General features: G+C 63.7%; 15 protein-coding genes. 5 read left to right on the top strand and 10 right to left on the bottom strand.

Annotation, left to right across the window (positions count from 1 at the left end; genetic code table 11):
- Window positions 1–113: 113 nt before the first annotated feature.
- Both obgE and proB read left to right on the top strand, forming a co-directional pair.
- Window positions 114–1,565, top strand: a complete 1,452-nt coding sequence (gene obgE / locus EEB12_RS25690) for a GTPase ObgE (RefSeq protein ID WP_019749068.1) — start codon at window positions 114–116, stop codon at window positions 1,563–1,565.
- Between the two features lie 44 nt (window positions 1,566–1,609).
- Entirely contained in the window at window positions 1,610–2,713 is a 1,104-nt protein-coding gene (proB, locus tag EEB12_RS25695; RefSeq protein ID WP_019749067.1) for a glutamate 5-kinase, read from the top strand.
- Here proB and EEB12_RS25700 read toward each other — a convergent pair.
- Window positions 2,686–3,543 (bottom strand): NAD-dependent protein deacetylase, encoded by an 858-nt coding sequence (locus EEB12_RS25700; protein WP_141488757.1) that lies wholly within the window; start codon window positions 3,541–3,543, stop codon window positions 2,686–2,688. The two genes, proB and EEB12_RS25700, sit on opposite strands and share 28 nt — an antisense overlap.
- Before the next feature lie 50 nt (window positions 3,544–3,593).
- Between EEB12_RS25700 and EEB12_RS25705 the strand changes: the two genes are divergently transcribed.
- Window positions 3,594–4,115: a VOC family protein gene (locus EEB12_RS25705; protein WP_019749065.1), complete on the top strand. Its 522-nt coding sequence runs from the start codon at window positions 3,594–3,596 to the stop codon at window positions 4,113–4,115.
- 44 nt (window positions 4,116–4,159) lie between these two features.
- Here the strand turns inward: EEB12_RS25705 and EEB12_RS25710 are convergent, their stop codons facing one another.
- The 9 genes from EEB12_RS25710 to EEB12_RS25750 all read right to left on the bottom strand — a co-directional run bounded on the left by EEB12_RS25710 (window position 4,160) and on the right by EEB12_RS25750 (window position 14,185).
- Window positions 4,160–5,092: a D-isomer specific 2-hydroxyacid dehydrogenase family protein gene (locus EEB12_RS25710; protein ID WP_054187685.1), complete on the bottom strand. Its 933-nt coding sequence runs from the start codon at window positions 5,090–5,092 to the stop codon at window positions 4,160–4,162.
- Window positions 5,093–5,101: 9 nt separating this feature from the next.
- The gene (locus EEB12_RS25715; RefSeq protein WP_141488758.1) at window positions 5,102–5,500 is read right to left on the bottom strand and encodes an ectoine synthase; all 399 of its coding nucleotides are present in this window, start codon (window positions 5,498–5,500) and stop codon (window positions 5,102–5,104) included.
- A gap of 15 nt (window positions 5,501–5,515) precedes the next feature.
- On the bottom strand, window positions 5,516–6,778 hold the full coding sequence (gene ectB / locus EEB12_RS25720; protein WP_020969986.1) for a diaminobutyrate--2-oxoglutarate transaminase: 1,263 nt from the start codon (window positions 6,776–6,778) through the stop codon (window positions 5,516–5,518).
- 48 nt (window positions 6,779–6,826) lie between these two features.
- Window positions 6,827–7,342 carry a diaminobutyrate acetyltransferase gene (ectA, locus tag EEB12_RS25725; protein WP_019749063.1) on the bottom strand — a complete coding sequence of 172 codons (516 nt, stop codon included), beginning with the start codon at window positions 7,340–7,342 and terminating at the stop codon, window positions 6,827–6,829.
- A gap of 160 nt (window positions 7,343–7,502) precedes the next feature.
- Window positions 7,503–9,602 (bottom strand): RecQ family ATP-dependent DNA helicase, encoded by a 2,100-nt coding sequence (locus tag EEB12_RS25730; RefSeq protein ID WP_141488759.1) that lies wholly within the window; start codon window positions 9,600–9,602, stop codon window positions 7,503–7,505.
- Window positions 9,603–9,641: 39 nt separating this feature from the next.
- Window positions 9,642–10,463 (bottom strand): MerR family transcriptional regulator, encoded by an 822-nt coding sequence (locus tag EEB12_RS25735; protein WP_141488760.1) that lies wholly within the window; start codon window positions 10,461–10,463, stop codon window positions 9,642–9,644.
- A gap of 69 nt (window positions 10,464–10,532) precedes the next feature.
- Window positions 10,533–11,399: a ribokinase gene (locus EEB12_RS25740; protein WP_141488761.1), complete on the bottom strand. Its 867-nt coding sequence runs from the start codon at window positions 11,397–11,399 to the stop codon at window positions 10,533–10,535.
- Window positions 11,396–12,838: an MFS transporter gene (locus tag EEB12_RS25745; RefSeq protein ID WP_019749059.1), complete on the bottom strand. Its 1,443-nt coding sequence runs from the start codon at window positions 12,836–12,838 to the stop codon at window positions 11,396–11,398. The genes EEB12_RS25740 and EEB12_RS25745 overlap by 4 nt, the downstream gene beginning before the upstream one ends.
- Window positions 12,839–13,081: 243 nt before the next feature.
- Window positions 13,082–14,185: an NADH:flavin oxidoreductase/NADH oxidase gene (locus EEB12_RS25750; protein WP_141488762.1), complete on the bottom strand. Its 1,104-nt coding sequence runs from the start codon at window positions 14,183–14,185 to the stop codon at window positions 13,082–13,084.
- 172 nt (window positions 14,186–14,357) lie between these two features.
- Here EEB12_RS25750 and EEB12_RS25755 point away from each other — a divergent pair, with 172 nt between their 5' ends.
- Together EEB12_RS25755 and EEB12_RS25760 are read left to right on the top strand one after the other, a co-directional pair.
- Complete coding sequence (locus tag EEB12_RS25755; RefSeq protein ID WP_141488763.1) at window positions 14,358–15,644, top strand: glutamate-5-semialdehyde dehydrogenase; 1,287 nt, start codon at window positions 14,358–14,360, stop codon at window positions 15,642–15,644.
- Window positions 15,645–15,685: 41 nt separating this feature from the next.
- A complete protein-coding gene (locus EEB12_RS25760) occupies window positions 15,686–16,597 on the top strand; it encodes an AAA family ATPase (protein ID WP_019749056.1) in 912 nt (303 codons plus the stop codon).
- Window positions 16,598–16,604 lie beyond the last annotated feature (7 nt).

The raw sequence follows: 16,604 nt of genomic DNA on the forward strand, positions 1-16,604 counted from the left end.
CCGCCCCTATCGTTTGTTTAAGCAGTGCCAGTTTTACCCCGAGCAACCCTGCTCACCAGAAGTTCAGCTCATCGCGTGAGACCCGCAATTGACTGAGGAAGGATCCGGCAGTCATGTCCCGATTCATTGACCGTGTTGTGCTGCACGTCAGCGCTGGAAAAGGCGGCAATGGTTGCGCCTCCGTACACCGCGAGAAGTTCAAACCGCTCGGCGGTCCGGACGGTGCCAACGGAGGTCGCGGTGGCGACGTCATCCTCGTGGTCGACGAGAACATCCACACCCTCCTCGACTTTCACTTCCATCCCAACGCGAAGGCGACCAACGGCAAGCAGGGCGCCGGCAGTAACCGCGAGGGTGCAAACGGTGAAGACCTCATCCTCAAGGTCCCGGATGGAACTGTGGTTCTCGATACCGACGGCAACGTGCTTGCCGACCTCGTCGGTGTCGGCTCGCGCTACGACGCCGCTCAGGGCGGCCGCGGCGGACTCGGCAACGCAGCACTCGCCTCGAAGGCTCGCAAGGCCCCAGGTTTCGCACTCCTCGGTGAAGACGGTGTCGAGCGTGACCTGGTTCTCGAACTCAAGTCGGTAGCCGACGTCGGTCTGCTCGGATTTCCCTCTGCCGGTAAGTCTTCGCTGGTGTCCGTTCTCTCGGCGGCCAAGCCGAAGATCGCCGACTACCCCTTCACCACTCTGGTCCCCAACCTCGGCGTCGTCTCGAGCGGTGACACCACCTTCACCGTCGCCGACGTGCCCGGGCTGATCCCCGGTGCCAGCGAAGGCCGCGGTTTGGGCCTGGACTTCCTGCGCCACATCGAACGCTGCGCCGTATTGGCGCACGTGATCGACTGCGCCACCCTCGATCCGGGGCGTGACCCGATATCCGACATCGACGCCCTGGAAGCAGAGCTGGCCGCGTACACGCCCGCGCTCTCCGGCGACTCGGGACTCGGTGACCTCGACAAGCGCCCGCGCGTCGTCATCCTGAACAAGACCGACGTTCCGGAGGCAGCCGAGCTGGCCGAAATGGTCACACCCGAGATCGAAGCTCGCGGATGGCCGGTCTTCACCATCTCGGCGGTGAGCCGAGAAGGTCTGCGACCGTTGACATTCGCGCTGGCGAAGATGGTCCGCGACTACCGCGAAGCTCATCCGAAGCCCGAGCCGAAGCGCCAGGTCATTCGCCCGGTCAAGGTCAAGGATTCCAGCTTCACCATCGAGAAGGATCCCGATATCCCTGGTGGGTTCGTCGTCCGAGGCACCCGCCCGGAGCGGTGGATTCGTCAGACCGCCTTCGACAACGACGAAGCCGTTGGTTACCTCGCCGACCGTCTTGCACGCTTGGGTGTCGAGGACGCATTGGTCAAGAAGGGCGCTCAGCCAGGGGCCTCCGTCACCATCGGTGACGTCAGCTTCGAGTGGGAGCCGATGACGCCGGCCGGTATCGATCTGACCCGTACGGGCCGTGGAACCGACCCGCGTCTCGATCAGGTGGAGCGTATCGGCGCCGACGAGCGCAAGCATGCTCGTCGCGTCCGCCGCGGGCTGCTCGACGAAGACGCCTGACTCACGCGATTTCAGGACGAAAACCGAAGAGAGGGAACGGGACTGTGCTCGGGTCCACCAGGGAGTCGATAGCGTCGGCTCACAGTATCGTCGTGAAGATCGGGTCGTCTGCGCTCACCAGTCTGGTGGCGGGACTCGACACTCACCGACTTGATCTGTTGGCCGACGCCATCGAGGCCCGCATGCGTGCGGGCTCCGATGTCGTCGTCGTCTCGTCCGGTGCCGTCGGCGCCGGACTGGCGCCGCTGGGACTGACCAAGCGACCGCGGGATCTCGCGACCAAGCAGGCCGCGGCCAGCGTCGGTCAGTTGGCGCTGGCTCACGCCTGGGGTACGTCGTTCGCCCGTTACGGGCGTACCGTCGGGCAGGTTCTACTCACGGCGGACGACATCGCTCGACGGACGCAGCACCGCAACGCCCAACGGACACTCGATCGTCTACGGGCATTGCACGCGGTGGCGATCGTGAACGAGAACGACACCGTTGCCACCACCGAACTTCGATTCGGTGACAACGATCGGTTGGCTGCTCTGGTTGCTCATCTCGTCGGCGCCGACGCGTTGATCCTGTTGTCGGATGTGGACGGCCTGTACGACGGGGATCCCCGAAAGGGCGATGCCACACTGATTCCCGAGGTCAACAGTCCCGAGGATCTCGACGGTGTGGTTGCCGGATCGGGTGGCGCTCTCGGTACCGGAGGCATGGCGTCAAAGCTCTCAGCAGCACGCCTGGCCGCTGATTCCGGAGTGCCGGTGCTGCTCGCGGCAGCATCGGACGCTGCGCAGGCACTCAGTGGTGCCGATGTCGGAACGGCATTTGCGCCCCGGCCGACGCGATTGTCGGCTCGCCGATTCTGGGTACGTCACGCCGCTGACACATCGGGTGACCTTCACCTCGACGAAGGCGCCGTTCGCGCGGTGGTGTCCAAGCGTCGAAGCCTGCTGTCCGCGGGCATCGTCGGTGTGTCCGGCGATTTTCACGCCGGCGATGTCGTGTCGCTGATGGGACCGGGGGAGAAGCCCGTCGCTCGGGGTGTCGTTGCGTTCGACGCTACGGAGATCGAGGAGATCCTGGGGCGCTCCACCGCCGATCTACCGGCCGACATGCAGCGTCCCGTGGTTCACGCGGACGACTTGGTGGCGCTGTAGCTGTCGTACTCGACCAGGGCGGAAAGTGCTTCAGCACAACCGGCTTCGAGCTTGAGGTCGGCGTATTCGTCACCTCGGGTCGTTCCGCGATTGACGATGGCGATCGGCTTCCCGGTCTTGGCGGCATGCCGAACGAAACGCAGACCGGACATCACCGTCAACGACGACCCGGCTACCAACAGTGCATCGGCTTGGTCGACGAGGCTGTACGCCCGGGCCACACGTTCCTTGGGGACGGATTCACCGAAGTAGACGATGTCCGGCTTGAGTAGCCCACCGCACACGGCGCAATCCACGACGCGAAAGTGTGCGGTGGATTCGATCACGGCATCTGCATCGGGCGCGATCTCGACTCCCGTTGCAGCAGCCACAGTTTCGGCAAATCCGGGGTTGGCTTCCTCCAGTCTCTCGGCGAGAGTGGTGCGGGAGATCAGCCGCTGGCAGCTCAGGCATCGAACCTGCGCGTAGGTGCCGTGGAGGTCGATGACGTTTCGCGCGCCGGCCTTGGTGTGCAGGAGGTCGACGTTCTGGGTGATCACACCGACGGCTCGCCCTGTTTGCTCGAGTGCCGCGACGGCCCGGTGGCCCTGGTTGGGCCGCGAGCTGTCCATGTATCGCCAGCCGATGTGGTTACGCGCCCAGTAGTGACGTCGAAACGCCGGATCGCCGATGAACTGCTGGAACGTCATCGGATTGCGCGGGGGTGAATCGGGGCCACGGTAGTCCGGGATTCCGGAGTCGGTGGAGATGCCTGCACCCGTCAGAACTGCCAGGCGACGGCCGGACAGGAGCTCGGGAAGGGCGTCGAGGCGGCTGTTGTCGGTAGGCACCGTTCCAGGATAGGCGCGTGTGCGAGACGGCGGCGCGGAGGAAGTCCGAAATGTTCAATAGAACACGTGTACGACTGTCGATACTCGTAGACATGAACACAGTGAACCCAATTCCCGCTGGTTACCACACGATCACTCCCTACCTTGCGGTGCCGGACGGCCATGCCGCACTCGACTACTACAAACGAGCACTCGGAGCTGAGATCGTCGACGCGATGAATGCACCTGACGGCACTCTCATGCATGCCGAGATTCGGATCGGTGATTCGATGCTGCAGCTTTCGCAGGAGATGCCGGACTTCGGTCTCAGGTCGCCGCAGGACGGCTGGGTGCATTCGTCCATCGTCGTTTACACCGAGGACACGGATGAGTTCGTCGATCGGGCCGTCGCCGAGGGAGCCACGCTGGTCACGGCGGTCGCCGATACGTTCTCGGGTGACCGGCACGGAGTGTTTCTCGACCCATTCGGCCATCGGTGGGCCGTATGCACGAAGGTCGAGGACGTACCTGCGGAGGAGGTGGCTCGCCGGGCGCGGGCGCTCTTCTTCCCGGATACGGATTCGCCACAGTAACTTTCGGCAGCTTTCGCCGGATCATTCAGGCTGCGGCGGCGTGCTCAGTATCCGGCGACCGGGTCGACGAGGGCAGCCAGTGCCTCGCCCTTCGCGAAGCGGGTCACGTTCTTGGAGACGTGATCCGCAAACGCGGCGGGGCGAACTCCCGGCGGATTGGAATCGTGGGGTGTGATGATCGCATTCGTCAGATCCCACAGCGGGTGGCCGTCCGGGAGGGGTTCGGGGTCGGTGACGTCGAGACCGGCGCCGCCGATCTGTTCCGACTCGATTGCCTCGACCAGCGCGTCGGTATCGACCAGCGATCCGCGCGCGACATTGATCACCCAGGAATGGGGTTGCATCGCCGCCAACTGCGTGCGGCCCACGAGGTGACGTGTGGCCGGGGTGGCGGGCGCAGCGATCACGAAGTGATCTGCGCGAGAATAGATTTCATCCATCCTGGAGGCGGGGTACGTCGAGATGGCCCCGGGAACCGGGCTACCGGAACGATTGACTGCGATGCTGTCCGCCCCCTGCGCGGCCAGCATCGGAATCAGCGCGCGGCCGATACCGCCTGCGCCGATGATCGCAACCGTCGAGCCACGAAGGGTGCCGATCTTGGGAAAGAACTCGAACTGACGCCACGTTCGAGCTTCGATGTGTGCGGGCAGGTGACGAACTCCGGCCAACAGCAGCATGAGCGCGTGCTCGGCCACCGAGGCCGAAAACGCGCCGGCCGCCGAGGTCCACGTGATTTCGGTGTCCTTCGGAATCACACCGGAGTCGAACCAATCCTCGATTCCCGCCGACGGCAGCTGCACCCACCTGACCGACGCCGGTAACTCCGACGGAAAAGTTTCGGGTGAGCCCGCCCAGATCAGGGCGTCGGCAGTGTCGATCGGACTGATCAGACCTCCGCCCCGAAGCACCGCGCTGTCGAGCAGTGCATCGGGGACGGGGCCGATCGCTACGCGTGGAGAGGTGTCAGTCGCCATGACTAGACGCTACGCGGGGACCTCCATCAGTGGGTAGACACCGTTCTCGTCGTGTACCTCACGCCCGGTGACCGGCGGATTGAAAACGCAGAGCATGCGCATCTGCGTATCGGGCTCGACGCGGTGACGCTCGTGACCGTTGAGCAGGTACATCGACCCCGGTGCGAGATCGTATTCCTTGTTGTTGTCCAGGTCGATCAGCTTGCCGGTGCCCTCGACGAGCCAGACCGCTTCGACGTGGTTGGCGTAGTGGAACTCGTTGACCGAACCTGCCTTGATGGTGGTTTCGTGGAACGAGAACCCGACGCGGTCGCCGCCGAGGACGATGCGCTTACTGCGCCAGTTGCCGTCCTCGCTCGTGATGTCGCGGTCGGTGTCGGTGATCTCGGTGGTGGTGCGAACGATCATGGGAGAGTCCTTCCTCTAGCTGCAGACCTTGAGTGTCGCCTCGGCCAGGATGGAGAGGCCGTGCTCGAGCTCGTCATCGGTAATCGTCAGTGCCGGAAGCAGTTTCACAACCTGGTCGGAGGGTCCGGAGGTCTCCGCGAGCAATCCCTCGTCGAATGCCAGCTGGCAGACCTTGCCGGCGCGCTCGGGCTGATCGAAAACGAGGCCCTGAACCAGGCCGCGTCCACGGTGCGAGACCTCGCCGGGGAACTGATCGGAGAGATTGGCGAAGCATTCGCTGATGCGTGCGCCCTTCTTCAAGGTTGTCTTCGTCAGTGCGTCGTCGGACCAGTAGTGGTCGAGTGCAACCTTGGAGGTGACGAACGCCGGGTTGTTGCCACGGAAGGTGCCGTTGTGTTCGCCCGGTCCCCAGACGTCGAGTTCACGCTTGAACAGCGTGAGCGCCATCGGCATTCCGTAACCGCTGATCGACTTGGACAGCGTGACGATGTCGGGAACGATTCCGGCCTCTTCGAAGGAGAAGAACGGCCCGGTGCGGCCGCAGCCCATCTGGACGTCGTCGACGATCAGCAGGATGCCACGATCCGAGCACAGTGTTGCCAGCGCCCGAAGCCATTCGGGGCGAGCGACATTGACGCCACCTTCACCCTGAACGGTCTCGACGATCACTGCCGCGGGACGGTTGATGCCGCTACCGGAATCATCGAGAACGCGGGAGAACCACTGGAAATCCTCGGTGACGCCGTCGAAGTAGTTGTCGAAGGGCATCGGTGTCGTGTGCACGAGCGGAACACCGGCGCCCGCGCGCTTCATCGAGTTGCCGGTCACGGAGAGTGCACCAAGTGTCATTCCGTGAAATGCGTTGGTGAAGTTGATGACTGCCGAACGTCCGGTCACCTTGCGAGCCAGCTTCAGTGCGGCCTCGACGGTGTTCGATCCGGTCGGGCCGGGGAACTGGACCTTGTAGTCCAGGCCGCGCGGCTCGAGGATGTTGCGCTGAAAGGTCTCGAGGAACTCGCGCTTGGCGACTGTCGACATGTCGAGGCCGTGCGTGATGCCGTCGCTCATGATGTAGTCGACCAGCGCCGATTTGAGCACCGGGTTGTTGTGGCCGTAGTTGAGGGCGCCGGCACCGGCGAAGAAATCGAGGTATTCGCGTCCGTTTTCGTCACGAATCCAGGATCCGGATGCGCTGGTGAACACTGCAGGCCAGTCACGGCAGTAGCTGCGGACCTCGGACTCGAGGGTTTCGAAAATGCTTGCTTCGTTGATATTCATATCTTCTTTGTTCCTCCGGGGCATGCTGTATGCCGAGCGCGAAGTGCGCTAGGCGCCGATCGTGTAAAGATCTTCGGCTTCGTGTCCATCGGGAAAATCTTTGGGCGAGAACAAGTTCTGCCTGGTTATCGGTACTTCGCGTCGACGTGCGAGCGCAGTGAAGAGTGCGATCGAAGCCTCGTTGTCGGGGCTGATCGTCGTCTCCAGATGTGTAACACCCAGTGGGGCAGTGCGATCCATCAAGTCGGACAGCATGCGAGCAGCAATTGCCTTGCCGCGCTGGTCCTCGTCGACCGCGACTTGCCACACGAACAGGGTTTCCTGCGCGCTGGGACGGGTATAACCGGAAACGAATCCGACTACGCGGCCGTCTACCTCTGCGACGATGGACGTCGCGCTGAAATCCCTGCACCACAACAGGTATGCATAACTCGAATTGAGGTCGAGCACCTTCGAATCACGTGCGATCTCCCAGAGCCGGACTCCGTCATCGATCTGTGGGCTTCTGAACAACACCGCGTCCGGCGCGGTGGTCGGGATAGCTCTCGTATCAACAGGCTTCATCGGTCATCTGAACGTAACAATCATTGCTGTCGAAGTCATGCAGATGTCCGTTTCGGGCCGTGCGGAACCCGTTGCGCCCCAGGTGAGGACATGAATGTGATCGTGCTCACATTATGTAACTTTTGGTGTTGTCCGAGCGACTATTTCGGGCCAAAACTCGCTATTTGGGGCTCGCGAGCGCCAATGGGAGGATCGAATGCGCACCTGCCTGCCGAAGTGCGCGTGCGGCCATCGTGAAAGTCCAACCGGTGTCGGCGATTGCGTCGACGAGAAGTATCGGTCCCTGATGGATACTCATGTCCGGGACTTCCCAAACATCGACCAGTCCGGACACGCGATAGGCGGAGTTCGCTGCCGACACCGGAGGGTGGTCGGGTCGCAAGCGAAGGGTGCCCAGGTCGGTCAATCGCCCGACCTCGGCCAGCTTGGCAGCCAGGCTCGACACCAGCAACGGATGCGTCGTGGATTCGAGGGCCATGACACCGGTGGGGCGCTCGGCCCAATTCCAGGCGGCCAGAACGCTGATACACGCGCTGACCACCGCATCGGGTACCTCGGCGTCGGGACCGTCGAAAAGCGCACGGAGACGTTGGCCCCAGCCCAGGTCCGACATCCGTCCGAGAATGCGCCCGGTTTCCGGTCCCTCGGTGATCTTCCCGGACAGCTTGACGCCCAGCTTGCTCAGGCCGGTCGGCCACATCTTGCGCGGCTCCAGGTCGAATCCGGGGCGCTGCAAGCGCGCCCGAGTCTCGTCGAGGGCGGTGGTGTCGACAGTGGTGTCGTAGCGATTGCCGGTGCAGTTGTCACAGCGTCCACACCGTGAGTTCTCCGATGTCAGACCAGGATCGTCGAGTTGTTCACGCAGGAAGGTCATTCGGCACGTGGTGATGCTCTGGTACTCGACCATTGCAGCCTGCTCGGCCTGGCGAGCGTCGTCGAGTCGACCGTAGCGCTCGGCGTCGTACACCCAAGGTTCTCCGGTGCTGATCCAACCGCCCTTGACTCGTTTGACCGCGCCGTCGACGTCGAGAACTTTGAGGACCATTTCCAGACGGGTGCGATTGAGCTCCACCAGCGGTTCGAGTGCCGGTGTCGACGTGGCCTTTTCGGTGTCGAGGTGCTCGATGACGCTGCGGACCAGATGCTCGCGGGGGAAGGCGACCGAGGCGAAGTAGCTCCAGATCTGTTTGTCCTCGGCGCCCGGCAGCAGGATCACGTCTGCCCTGTCGGTGGAACGCCCGGCGCGGCCTACCTGCTGGTAGTACGAAATAGGTGACGACGGTGCGCCGAGGTGGACGACGAACCCGAGATCAGGCTTGTCGAAGCCCATCCCGAGGGCCGAGGTGGCCACCAGAGCCTTGACGCGATTGCCCAACAGGTCCTGCTCGAGGGATTCACGTTCGGTGGGATCGGTCTGGCCCGTGTAGGCGGCGACGGTATGACCGCGCTCGGAGAGCAGGCTTGCGAGGTCGCGAGCCGCCGAAACCGTCAGCGTGTAGATGATGCCCGATCCCGGCAGCGTCTCGAGCATGTCGGCGAGCCAGGCAGCGCGCGCCGTCGCCTCGGGAATGTGAACCACGGAAAGGTGAAGTGACTCGCGCTCGAGCCCGCCACGAAGTACTAGCGTTTCCTCGCCGCCGACGCCGAGTTGGGCGGACACGTCCTCGACGACGCGGTTGTTGGCCGTAGCCGTGGTCGCGAGGACGGGAATGCCCTCGCCGAGTTCGGCGATCAAAGTCCTGATACGCCGATAGTCGGGACGGAAGTCGTGTCCCCAGTCGGAAACGCAGTGAGCCTCGTCGACCACTACCAAGCCGGCATCAGCTGCCAGGGACGGGAGAACCTGATCGCGGAAGTCGGGGTTGTTCAGGCGCTCGGGGCTGACCAGCAGTACGTCGAGATCGTTGGCTGCAACGCGGGCGTGGATGTCGTCCCACTCCGTCACATTGCCCGAGTTGATGGTCGCGGCTCGCACCCCGGCACGCTCGGCAGAACTGACCTGGTTTCGCATCAGGGCCAACAACGGAGAGACGATGACCGTGGGGCCATGACCTGCTGCCCGGAGCAGCTTCGCCGAGATGAAGTAGACCGCCGACTTGCCCCAGCCGGTCCGCTGGACGACGAGGGCACGCTTGCGTTGCACCACCAGCGCCTCGATGGCCGTCCACTGGTCCTCGCGTAGGCGGGCATCCGGCCCCGCGAGTTCACGGAGCAGTCGCTCGGCTTCGTCGCGCATGGCTGGGGCAGTGGCGGTGGTCATGGACCCCATGGTGCACGACCCTGCCGACACGTGCGGGCTTCAGGCCTTGGCAACAGGTTCCTGCAGCTCGGTGACCCAGCCGTCGACGTCCTCCGGGCACGCCAGCGTGACCTCCCGGCTGGGGCCGGCATTGCGGTATCCCGCTGCGTCGATCCACTGAGCCAAGGCTTGATAGGCGGGCAGGCAGTTGTCCATCGACCCCTTGTGCAGCAGCGAGGCCACCTGAGCTTCGGCCTGCAGTTCGACGACCGCGAACTCGTAGTCGCCCTCGGGATCCGCATCGACCGGTAGCGCGGCATGCACGACGACGTTCTCGTCGTCACCGGCATCCTCGTAGTACGCGAGCGCAGGTCCGATCGCGGCGATACCGGCACGATCCAAACCGGTGCACAAGCGCTCGTACAGCCCGCGAACCACCGGACCGATCGACGACGGATCCATCGTCTTGGCGATACCGGTCAACTCCGCGACCCGCAGCGCCGGAACGGACTTGATCACAACCTCGTATGCGGACATCTGTCCCTCACTTTCGATGATGCGTAGGCGCGCCTGTACATGCGCCAGTCGCGCGGTGTCTTCCTGGATTCGGGTCTCGAGTTCTGCTCGGCGAAGCGTGAGCATCCCGCGGATTTCGTCGACGGTGACCGCCGACTCCACCACCTGCTGGACCTGGGCCAGGGTCAGGCCCAGCTCCTTGAGCGCGACTATGCGGTTGAGCAGCGCCAACTGGCCCGCGGTGTACGAGCGGTACCCGGTGGATGCGTCGACCCTCGCGGGCACGAGCAGGCCGATGGCGTCGTAGTGGCGGAGCATGCGCACCGACACACGACCTGCTCTCGCGAAGTCTCCGATGCTCAACATGGCTACTTGCCCCGTTTCTCCCTCACGAACCCGACACCTACAGGTTTAGAACCTCACACGGTGTCAGAGTCAAGGCTGTCGGTTCAGGACTTTTTCGATCTCAGTGCGAGTGGGCGACGACACCGACGCGCCGCGAACCGTCGTCGCCAGACTTCCCGCCGTGGCAGCGAACTGCAGGGCGCGGTCCTGGTCCTGCACCCACTCCACGGCGAAGGCCCCGGTGAAGGCATCGCCGGCGCCGGTGGTGTCGACGGGTGTCACGGCCGGGGAGTCGGCGTGAACGGTCTCGTCGCCGGTCTTCAGATCCGCGCCGCCCGCTCCGAGCGTCGTGACGAGGTGCGCGACGCGACCGGTGACCGCGGCCAGCTGCTCCGACTCGGTCTGGTTCACGATCAAGATGTCGACTGCATCGATCAGTAGAGCCGGAAGTTCTTGCACGGGAGACGGATTGAGGATGACCGTCGTCCCGTTGGCGTGCGCGTGCTCGGCTGCCGCTGTAACTGTCTCGACCGGGATCTCGAGTTGGCACAGTAGAATGTCGGCGCGGGAGATCGCGTCGAGGTCTGCTTCGGTCAACGAAGAGATCGAGGAATTGGCGCCCGGGACGACGATGATGTTGTTCTCCGCGTCTTCGCTCACGGTGATGGCCGCGACGCCACTCGGGCCGTCGACACTACGCAGCAGTGCGGTGTCGACCCCGGCGTCTTGCAGGGTCTCGCGCAACTGGGTGCCGAAACCGTCGTCGCCGACCGCGCCGATGAAGGACACGTCCCCACCGGCCTTCGCGGCGGCGATGGCCTGGTTACTGCCCTTACCTCCGGCCGCGGTGGCAAAGGCAGTGCCGAGCAGCGTTTCTCCCGGAGCGGGGAATCTGGCCACCGACGTGGTCAGATCCATGTTGATACTGCCGACGACGACGATTCGAGGCGTGCTCATACCTCGAGGTTATCGGCCTTCATTCTCTTGCGGCGAACCTTGCGGATGATCCGGCGTGCTTCCTCGTCGGTGGCCACGGCGGGCGGAGAGCCGTCCAGTGGCTTCCGTGCGGTCTCGGGGATCATCAGGACTGCGATACCGCCGATCACCGCGGCGATCATCATGTACATCGGTGCGACCAGATTGCTGCCCGTTGCACTTTCGAGAGCTGTCAGCACCAGGGGAGTGGTTCCACCGAAGATCGACACCGCGAGGTTGTATCCGATTGCCAAGCCGCCGTACCTGATTCCGGTCGGAAAGAGTGCGGGAAGCACGGACGGGAACACCCCGACGAACAGCAGGAGCAAGCCGCCGAGAATGGCGAGTCCCAGGAAGACCGTCACGTAGTTGCCGATGCCGATCAACAGGTAGGCAGGCAGGGACAGGACGAAGAATCCGATGAAACCGCTGAGCAGCAAGGGTTTACGCCCGACGCGGTCCGAGAACTTTCCGACGTAGCTGATTCCCATCATCATCACGATCATGACGATGATCATCAGAACGAGTCCGTGGGATTCGTCGTAACCCAACGTGTTGGTCAGATACGTCGGCATATAGCTGAGCAGGCCGTAGTGAGCGATGTTGTACGTGGCCACCAGAACGATGCACAGAACAAGCGGACGCCAGTTGTCGACGAGAGTTTCGCGTAGTTTCTTGCCGGTGGATTCGTCTGCGAGGGAACGCTCTTCGGCCTGCTCCATCATCTGGAATGCGGGAGTTTCCTCCAAACGTAGACGGAGGTACAGGCCGATGAGACCCAGCGGTCCGGCAATGAGGAAGGGGATGCGCCAGCCCCACTGGAGGAGGTCCTCGGCGCTGACGACGGTCTGGATGATCGTCACGATGCCCGCTGCCGCCACATATCCTGCCAGAGTCCCGAATTCGAGGAAGCTGGCGAAGAAACCGCGCCGCTTGTCCGGCGCGTATTCGGCAACGAACGTACTGGCCCCGCCGTATTCGCCGCCCGTGGAAAAGCCCTGCAACAGGCGTAGGAGTACCAGCAGGATCGGGGCGGCGATACCGATGGATTCGTAGCTCGGGATGAGGCCGATGGCGAAGGTACTGCCGGCCATCAGAATGATGGTGGTGGCCAGGACCTTCTTGCGTCCGATGCGGTCACCGAGTGGACCGAAGAACAATCCGCCGAGAGGGCGGACGATGAAGGCAGCCGCAAAAATTGCAAACGTCGAGAGGAGTTGAGCGCTGCCGCTCGCGTCCGGGAAGAACACTTTTCCGATAGTGGTAGCTAGATATGCGTAAACGCCGAAATCGAACCACTCCATGGCATTTCCGAGCATCGTTGCCTTGACAGCGCGCTTGACGGACGCATTGTCGGTGACGCAGACATCGGGTGATTCGGCCACTTCGAGAGCGCTGATCGAGTTCTCTGGTGTAGTCATGACATGCGCTCCCCAGCGCAATCATCGAACCGAGCGGGGCACGTACCTGATGCACGCATCTTTTCGTTGCCCACTCGCCGATGAGCCGGTCGGGAAATCGAGCGTCCGCGTGCCCTGTGGCTCGTTGCGACCCCCGTCGCACGGCTCTGGCCCGCGGCAGTGTCCGGAGCCCACAGGGCTCCGGACTACCGGCAAGTAAGACGCTTACGCTATCAAAGTTGGGCGCGGGAGCCGATTTTCGGGCTAGAAGGCGCGGGCGTACTGCGTCGGGATATGTGGTCCGACCTCGGCGTTCAGTTCCCGTGCCGCCCGGCGCGCCCAGTACGGATCACGCAACAGTTCGCGGCCGAGGAGCACCGCCACTGCGCTTCCGTCCTCGACGATCTTCTCGGCCTGTTCGGGTTCGGTGATGAGGCCGACGGCGGCGGCCGGTAACAGGCTCTCGTTCTGCAGGCGACGGGCGAACGGAACCTGGTATCCCGGTTCCACCGGAATCTGTGCCGCCGGTGAATTGCCGCCGGTGGAGACGTCGACGAGATCGACCCCGTAATCGGAGAGGATGTTGGCCAGGGCAACAGTCTGATCCGCGGTCCAGCTGTCGACCTCGAGCCCACGCTCTTCCGTCAGCCAATCGGTCGCCGAGACCCGGACGAAGAGCGGCAACTCGGCCGGCCACACCTCGCGGACTGCTGTCAGGATTTCGAGGAGCAATCGAATGCGGTTCTCGAAGCTGCCTCCGTAGCGGTCCGTTCGCTTGTTGCTCTCGGGGGAGAGGAACTGATGGATCAGGTATCCGTGGGCCGCGTGAATTTCCACGACCTTGAATTCGGCCTTCAATGCGCGGGTAGCCGCCGCTGCGAAGTCCGCGACGACCTTCTCGATGCCCTCCGTGGTGAGCTCTACCGGATCGGCAAGGTGACCGAACGGAACCGCGCTCGGGGCAACCGTCTGCCACGAGAGTCGGTCGTCGGCGGGCAGGCTCTTGCCGCCGCGCCACGGAACCTGCGTCGACGCTTTGCGTCCGGCGTGGGCCAGCTGAATTCCGGGCACTGCGCCGAAGTACGCGAGTTGCGCGTTGATCTCGGCGAAGGCTTGCGCCTGCGTGTCGTTCCAGATCCCCAGATCAGCTGGCGATATGCGGCCTTCGGGACTGACGGCCGTCGCCTCGGTGAGAATCAGGCCGGTGCCGCCGATTGCACGGCTCACCAGATGCGTGCGATGCCACTCGTTGGGCACTCCGACCTGGTCGCCGATGACGTCAGCGGAGTACTGGCACATCGGTGCCATCCAGACGCGGTTCGGGATGGTGACGCCACGCAGGGTCAAAGGCTCGAACAACACACTCACGGATGGCTCCTGACTCGAAGAAGAAGGTCGGTGGGTGCAACAGCGCCGCGCATCGGAATTGTTCCCCGGCGGTCCGCCGAAATGTTCGCAGCCGGTCCGCCGGAATGTCCCCCGGTGGTCACAGCCTCGTTCCGCCGAGCAGGCCGCGGAGGTGGGTGGTTAATGTGTATTCATGACCGCTGTGACTTCCAACGCAGAAACCGTCGACTCGAATGCGTCCGACACCAAGTCCGTCGTGCACGACGCCGCACGCCGAGCCCGTAAGGCTTCGCGCGTCCTGGCTCTGCTGACCACGGCGCAGAAGGACGCTGCGCTCCACGGCGCAGCCGACGCAGTTCTCGCGGCAAGTGATCGGATTCTCGCGGCCAACGCTCTCGATATCGACACCGCGAAGGCGGGTGGCACCGAAGAATCGCTGCTCGACCGTCTTCGTCTGACCGCTGACCGCATCGAGGGCATCGCGTCAGGTCTGCGCCAGGTTGCCGGACTACCCGATCCGATCGGCGAAGTTCTTCGCGGCTCCACTCTGCCGAACGGTTTGGAACTACGGCAGCAGCGCGTTCCGCTCGGTGTCGTCGGCATGGTGTACGAGGCTCGTCCCAACGTGACCGTCGATGCCTTCGGGCTCACCCTCAAGTCGGGAAATGCTGCGCTGCTTCGTGGTTCGTCCTCGGCAGTCAAGTCCAACGAAGCGTTGGTGGCGGCGCTACGCGCGTCGTTGGTTGCTCAGGGGCTCCCCGAGGACTCCGTTCAACTTCTGCCGAGTGCGGATCGGTCGACGGTCACGCACCTCATCCAGGCCCGTGGCCTCGTCGACGTCGTCATCCCGCGCGGTGGCGCCGGCCTGATCAGCGCTGTAGTTCGCGATGCCACTGTCCCCACCATCGAGACCGGTGTCGGTAACTGCCACGTCTACGTTCACTCGGCCGCCGATCTGCTCATGGCCGAGAAGATTCTTCTCAACTCCAAGACCCGTCGGCCCAGCGTGTGCAACACCGCGGAGACGGTGTTGGTCGACGCCGCCATCGCCGAGACGGCCGTGCCGAAGTTGCTTCAAGCGCTTCAGATGCACGACGTCGTCGTGCACGGCGATCTGCCGGGACTCGTCCCGGCCACCGAGGACGACTGGTCGAATGAGTACCTCACGCTCGACGTCGCGCTCAAGGTCGTCGAGAACCTGGACGCTGCGGTCGAGCACATCGACCAGTACGGGACCGGCCACACCGAAGCCATCGTGACTTCCGATCTCTCGGCTGCCCGTGAGTTCACCGCTCGCGTCGACGCCGCGGCAGTGATGGTCAATGCGTCGACTGCCTTCACCGACGGTGAGCAGTTCGGATTCGGCGCCGAGATCGGCATCTCCACCCAGAAACTGCATGCGCGTGGCCCTATGGGGCTACCGGAACTGACGTCCACCAAGTGGATCGTCTGGGGCGACGGGCACACCCGACCCGCCTGAAAAGTTCACCAGACTTGCCCCACCCTTTTTAGGAGTTAACCGTGGACCGAGCTCTTCCCGATACAACACCGTTCTTCTCGAGCGTCGACGACGTGATCGAGCGTTTGGCCGAGACGGGTTACCTGTCCGACAAGGGCACTGCAACGGCAGTGTTCCTTGCCGACCGACTGGGCAAGCCCCTGCTCATCGAGGGACCGGCCGGTGTCGGAAAGACGGAACTCGCCCGCGCAGTCGCCCAGACCACGGGCGCAGAACTGGTGCGTCTGCAGTGCTACGAGGGCGTCGACGAGGCTCGTGCACTCTACGAGTGGAACCACGCGAAGCAGATTCTTCGGATTCAGTCGGGCGGGGCGAGCGGAGCGAGGGGTGATGTCGCGGTCGACCACAGCTGGGACTCGACGAAGGCGGATGTCTTCTCGGAGGAGTTCCTGCTCGCACGTCCACTGCTCAAGGCCATTCGCCGCGAGGACCCGACGGTGCTGTTGATCGACGAGACGGACAAGGCAGACGTCGAGATCGAAGGTCTGCTCCTCGAAGTGCTCAGCGACTTCGCGGTCACGATCCCCGAGCTCGGAACGATCACCGCCACCCGCAAGCCGTTCACGGTGCTGACGTCCAACGCCACGCGCGAACTCTCGGAGGCTCTGAAGCGTCGTTGCCTCTTCCTGCATCTCGATTTCCCGGACGCCGACCTCGAGCGTCGCATCCTCGCAAGCCGGGTGCCGGAGCTTCCTGAAGCGATTGCCGAGCAGCTGGTCAACACCATTCGTGTTCTTCGCGGAATGCAGCTCAAGAAGGTTCCCTCGGTGTCCGAGACCATCGACTGGGGACGCACCCTCCTCGCGCTGGGCATGGACACGCTCGACGACGACGCCGTACGCGCCACGCTCGGCGTGATCCTCAAGCACCAGTCGGACCAGGTGCGTGCCGCCGCTGAACTTCGGCTGAACTGAGGTCTGA

It is taken from the genome of Rhodococcus sp. WS1, from assembly GCF_003797745.1.
Taxonomy (GTDB): Bacteria; Actinomycetota; Actinomycetes; order Mycobacteriales; family Mycobacteriaceae; genus Rhodococcus_F; species Rhodococcus_F erythropolis.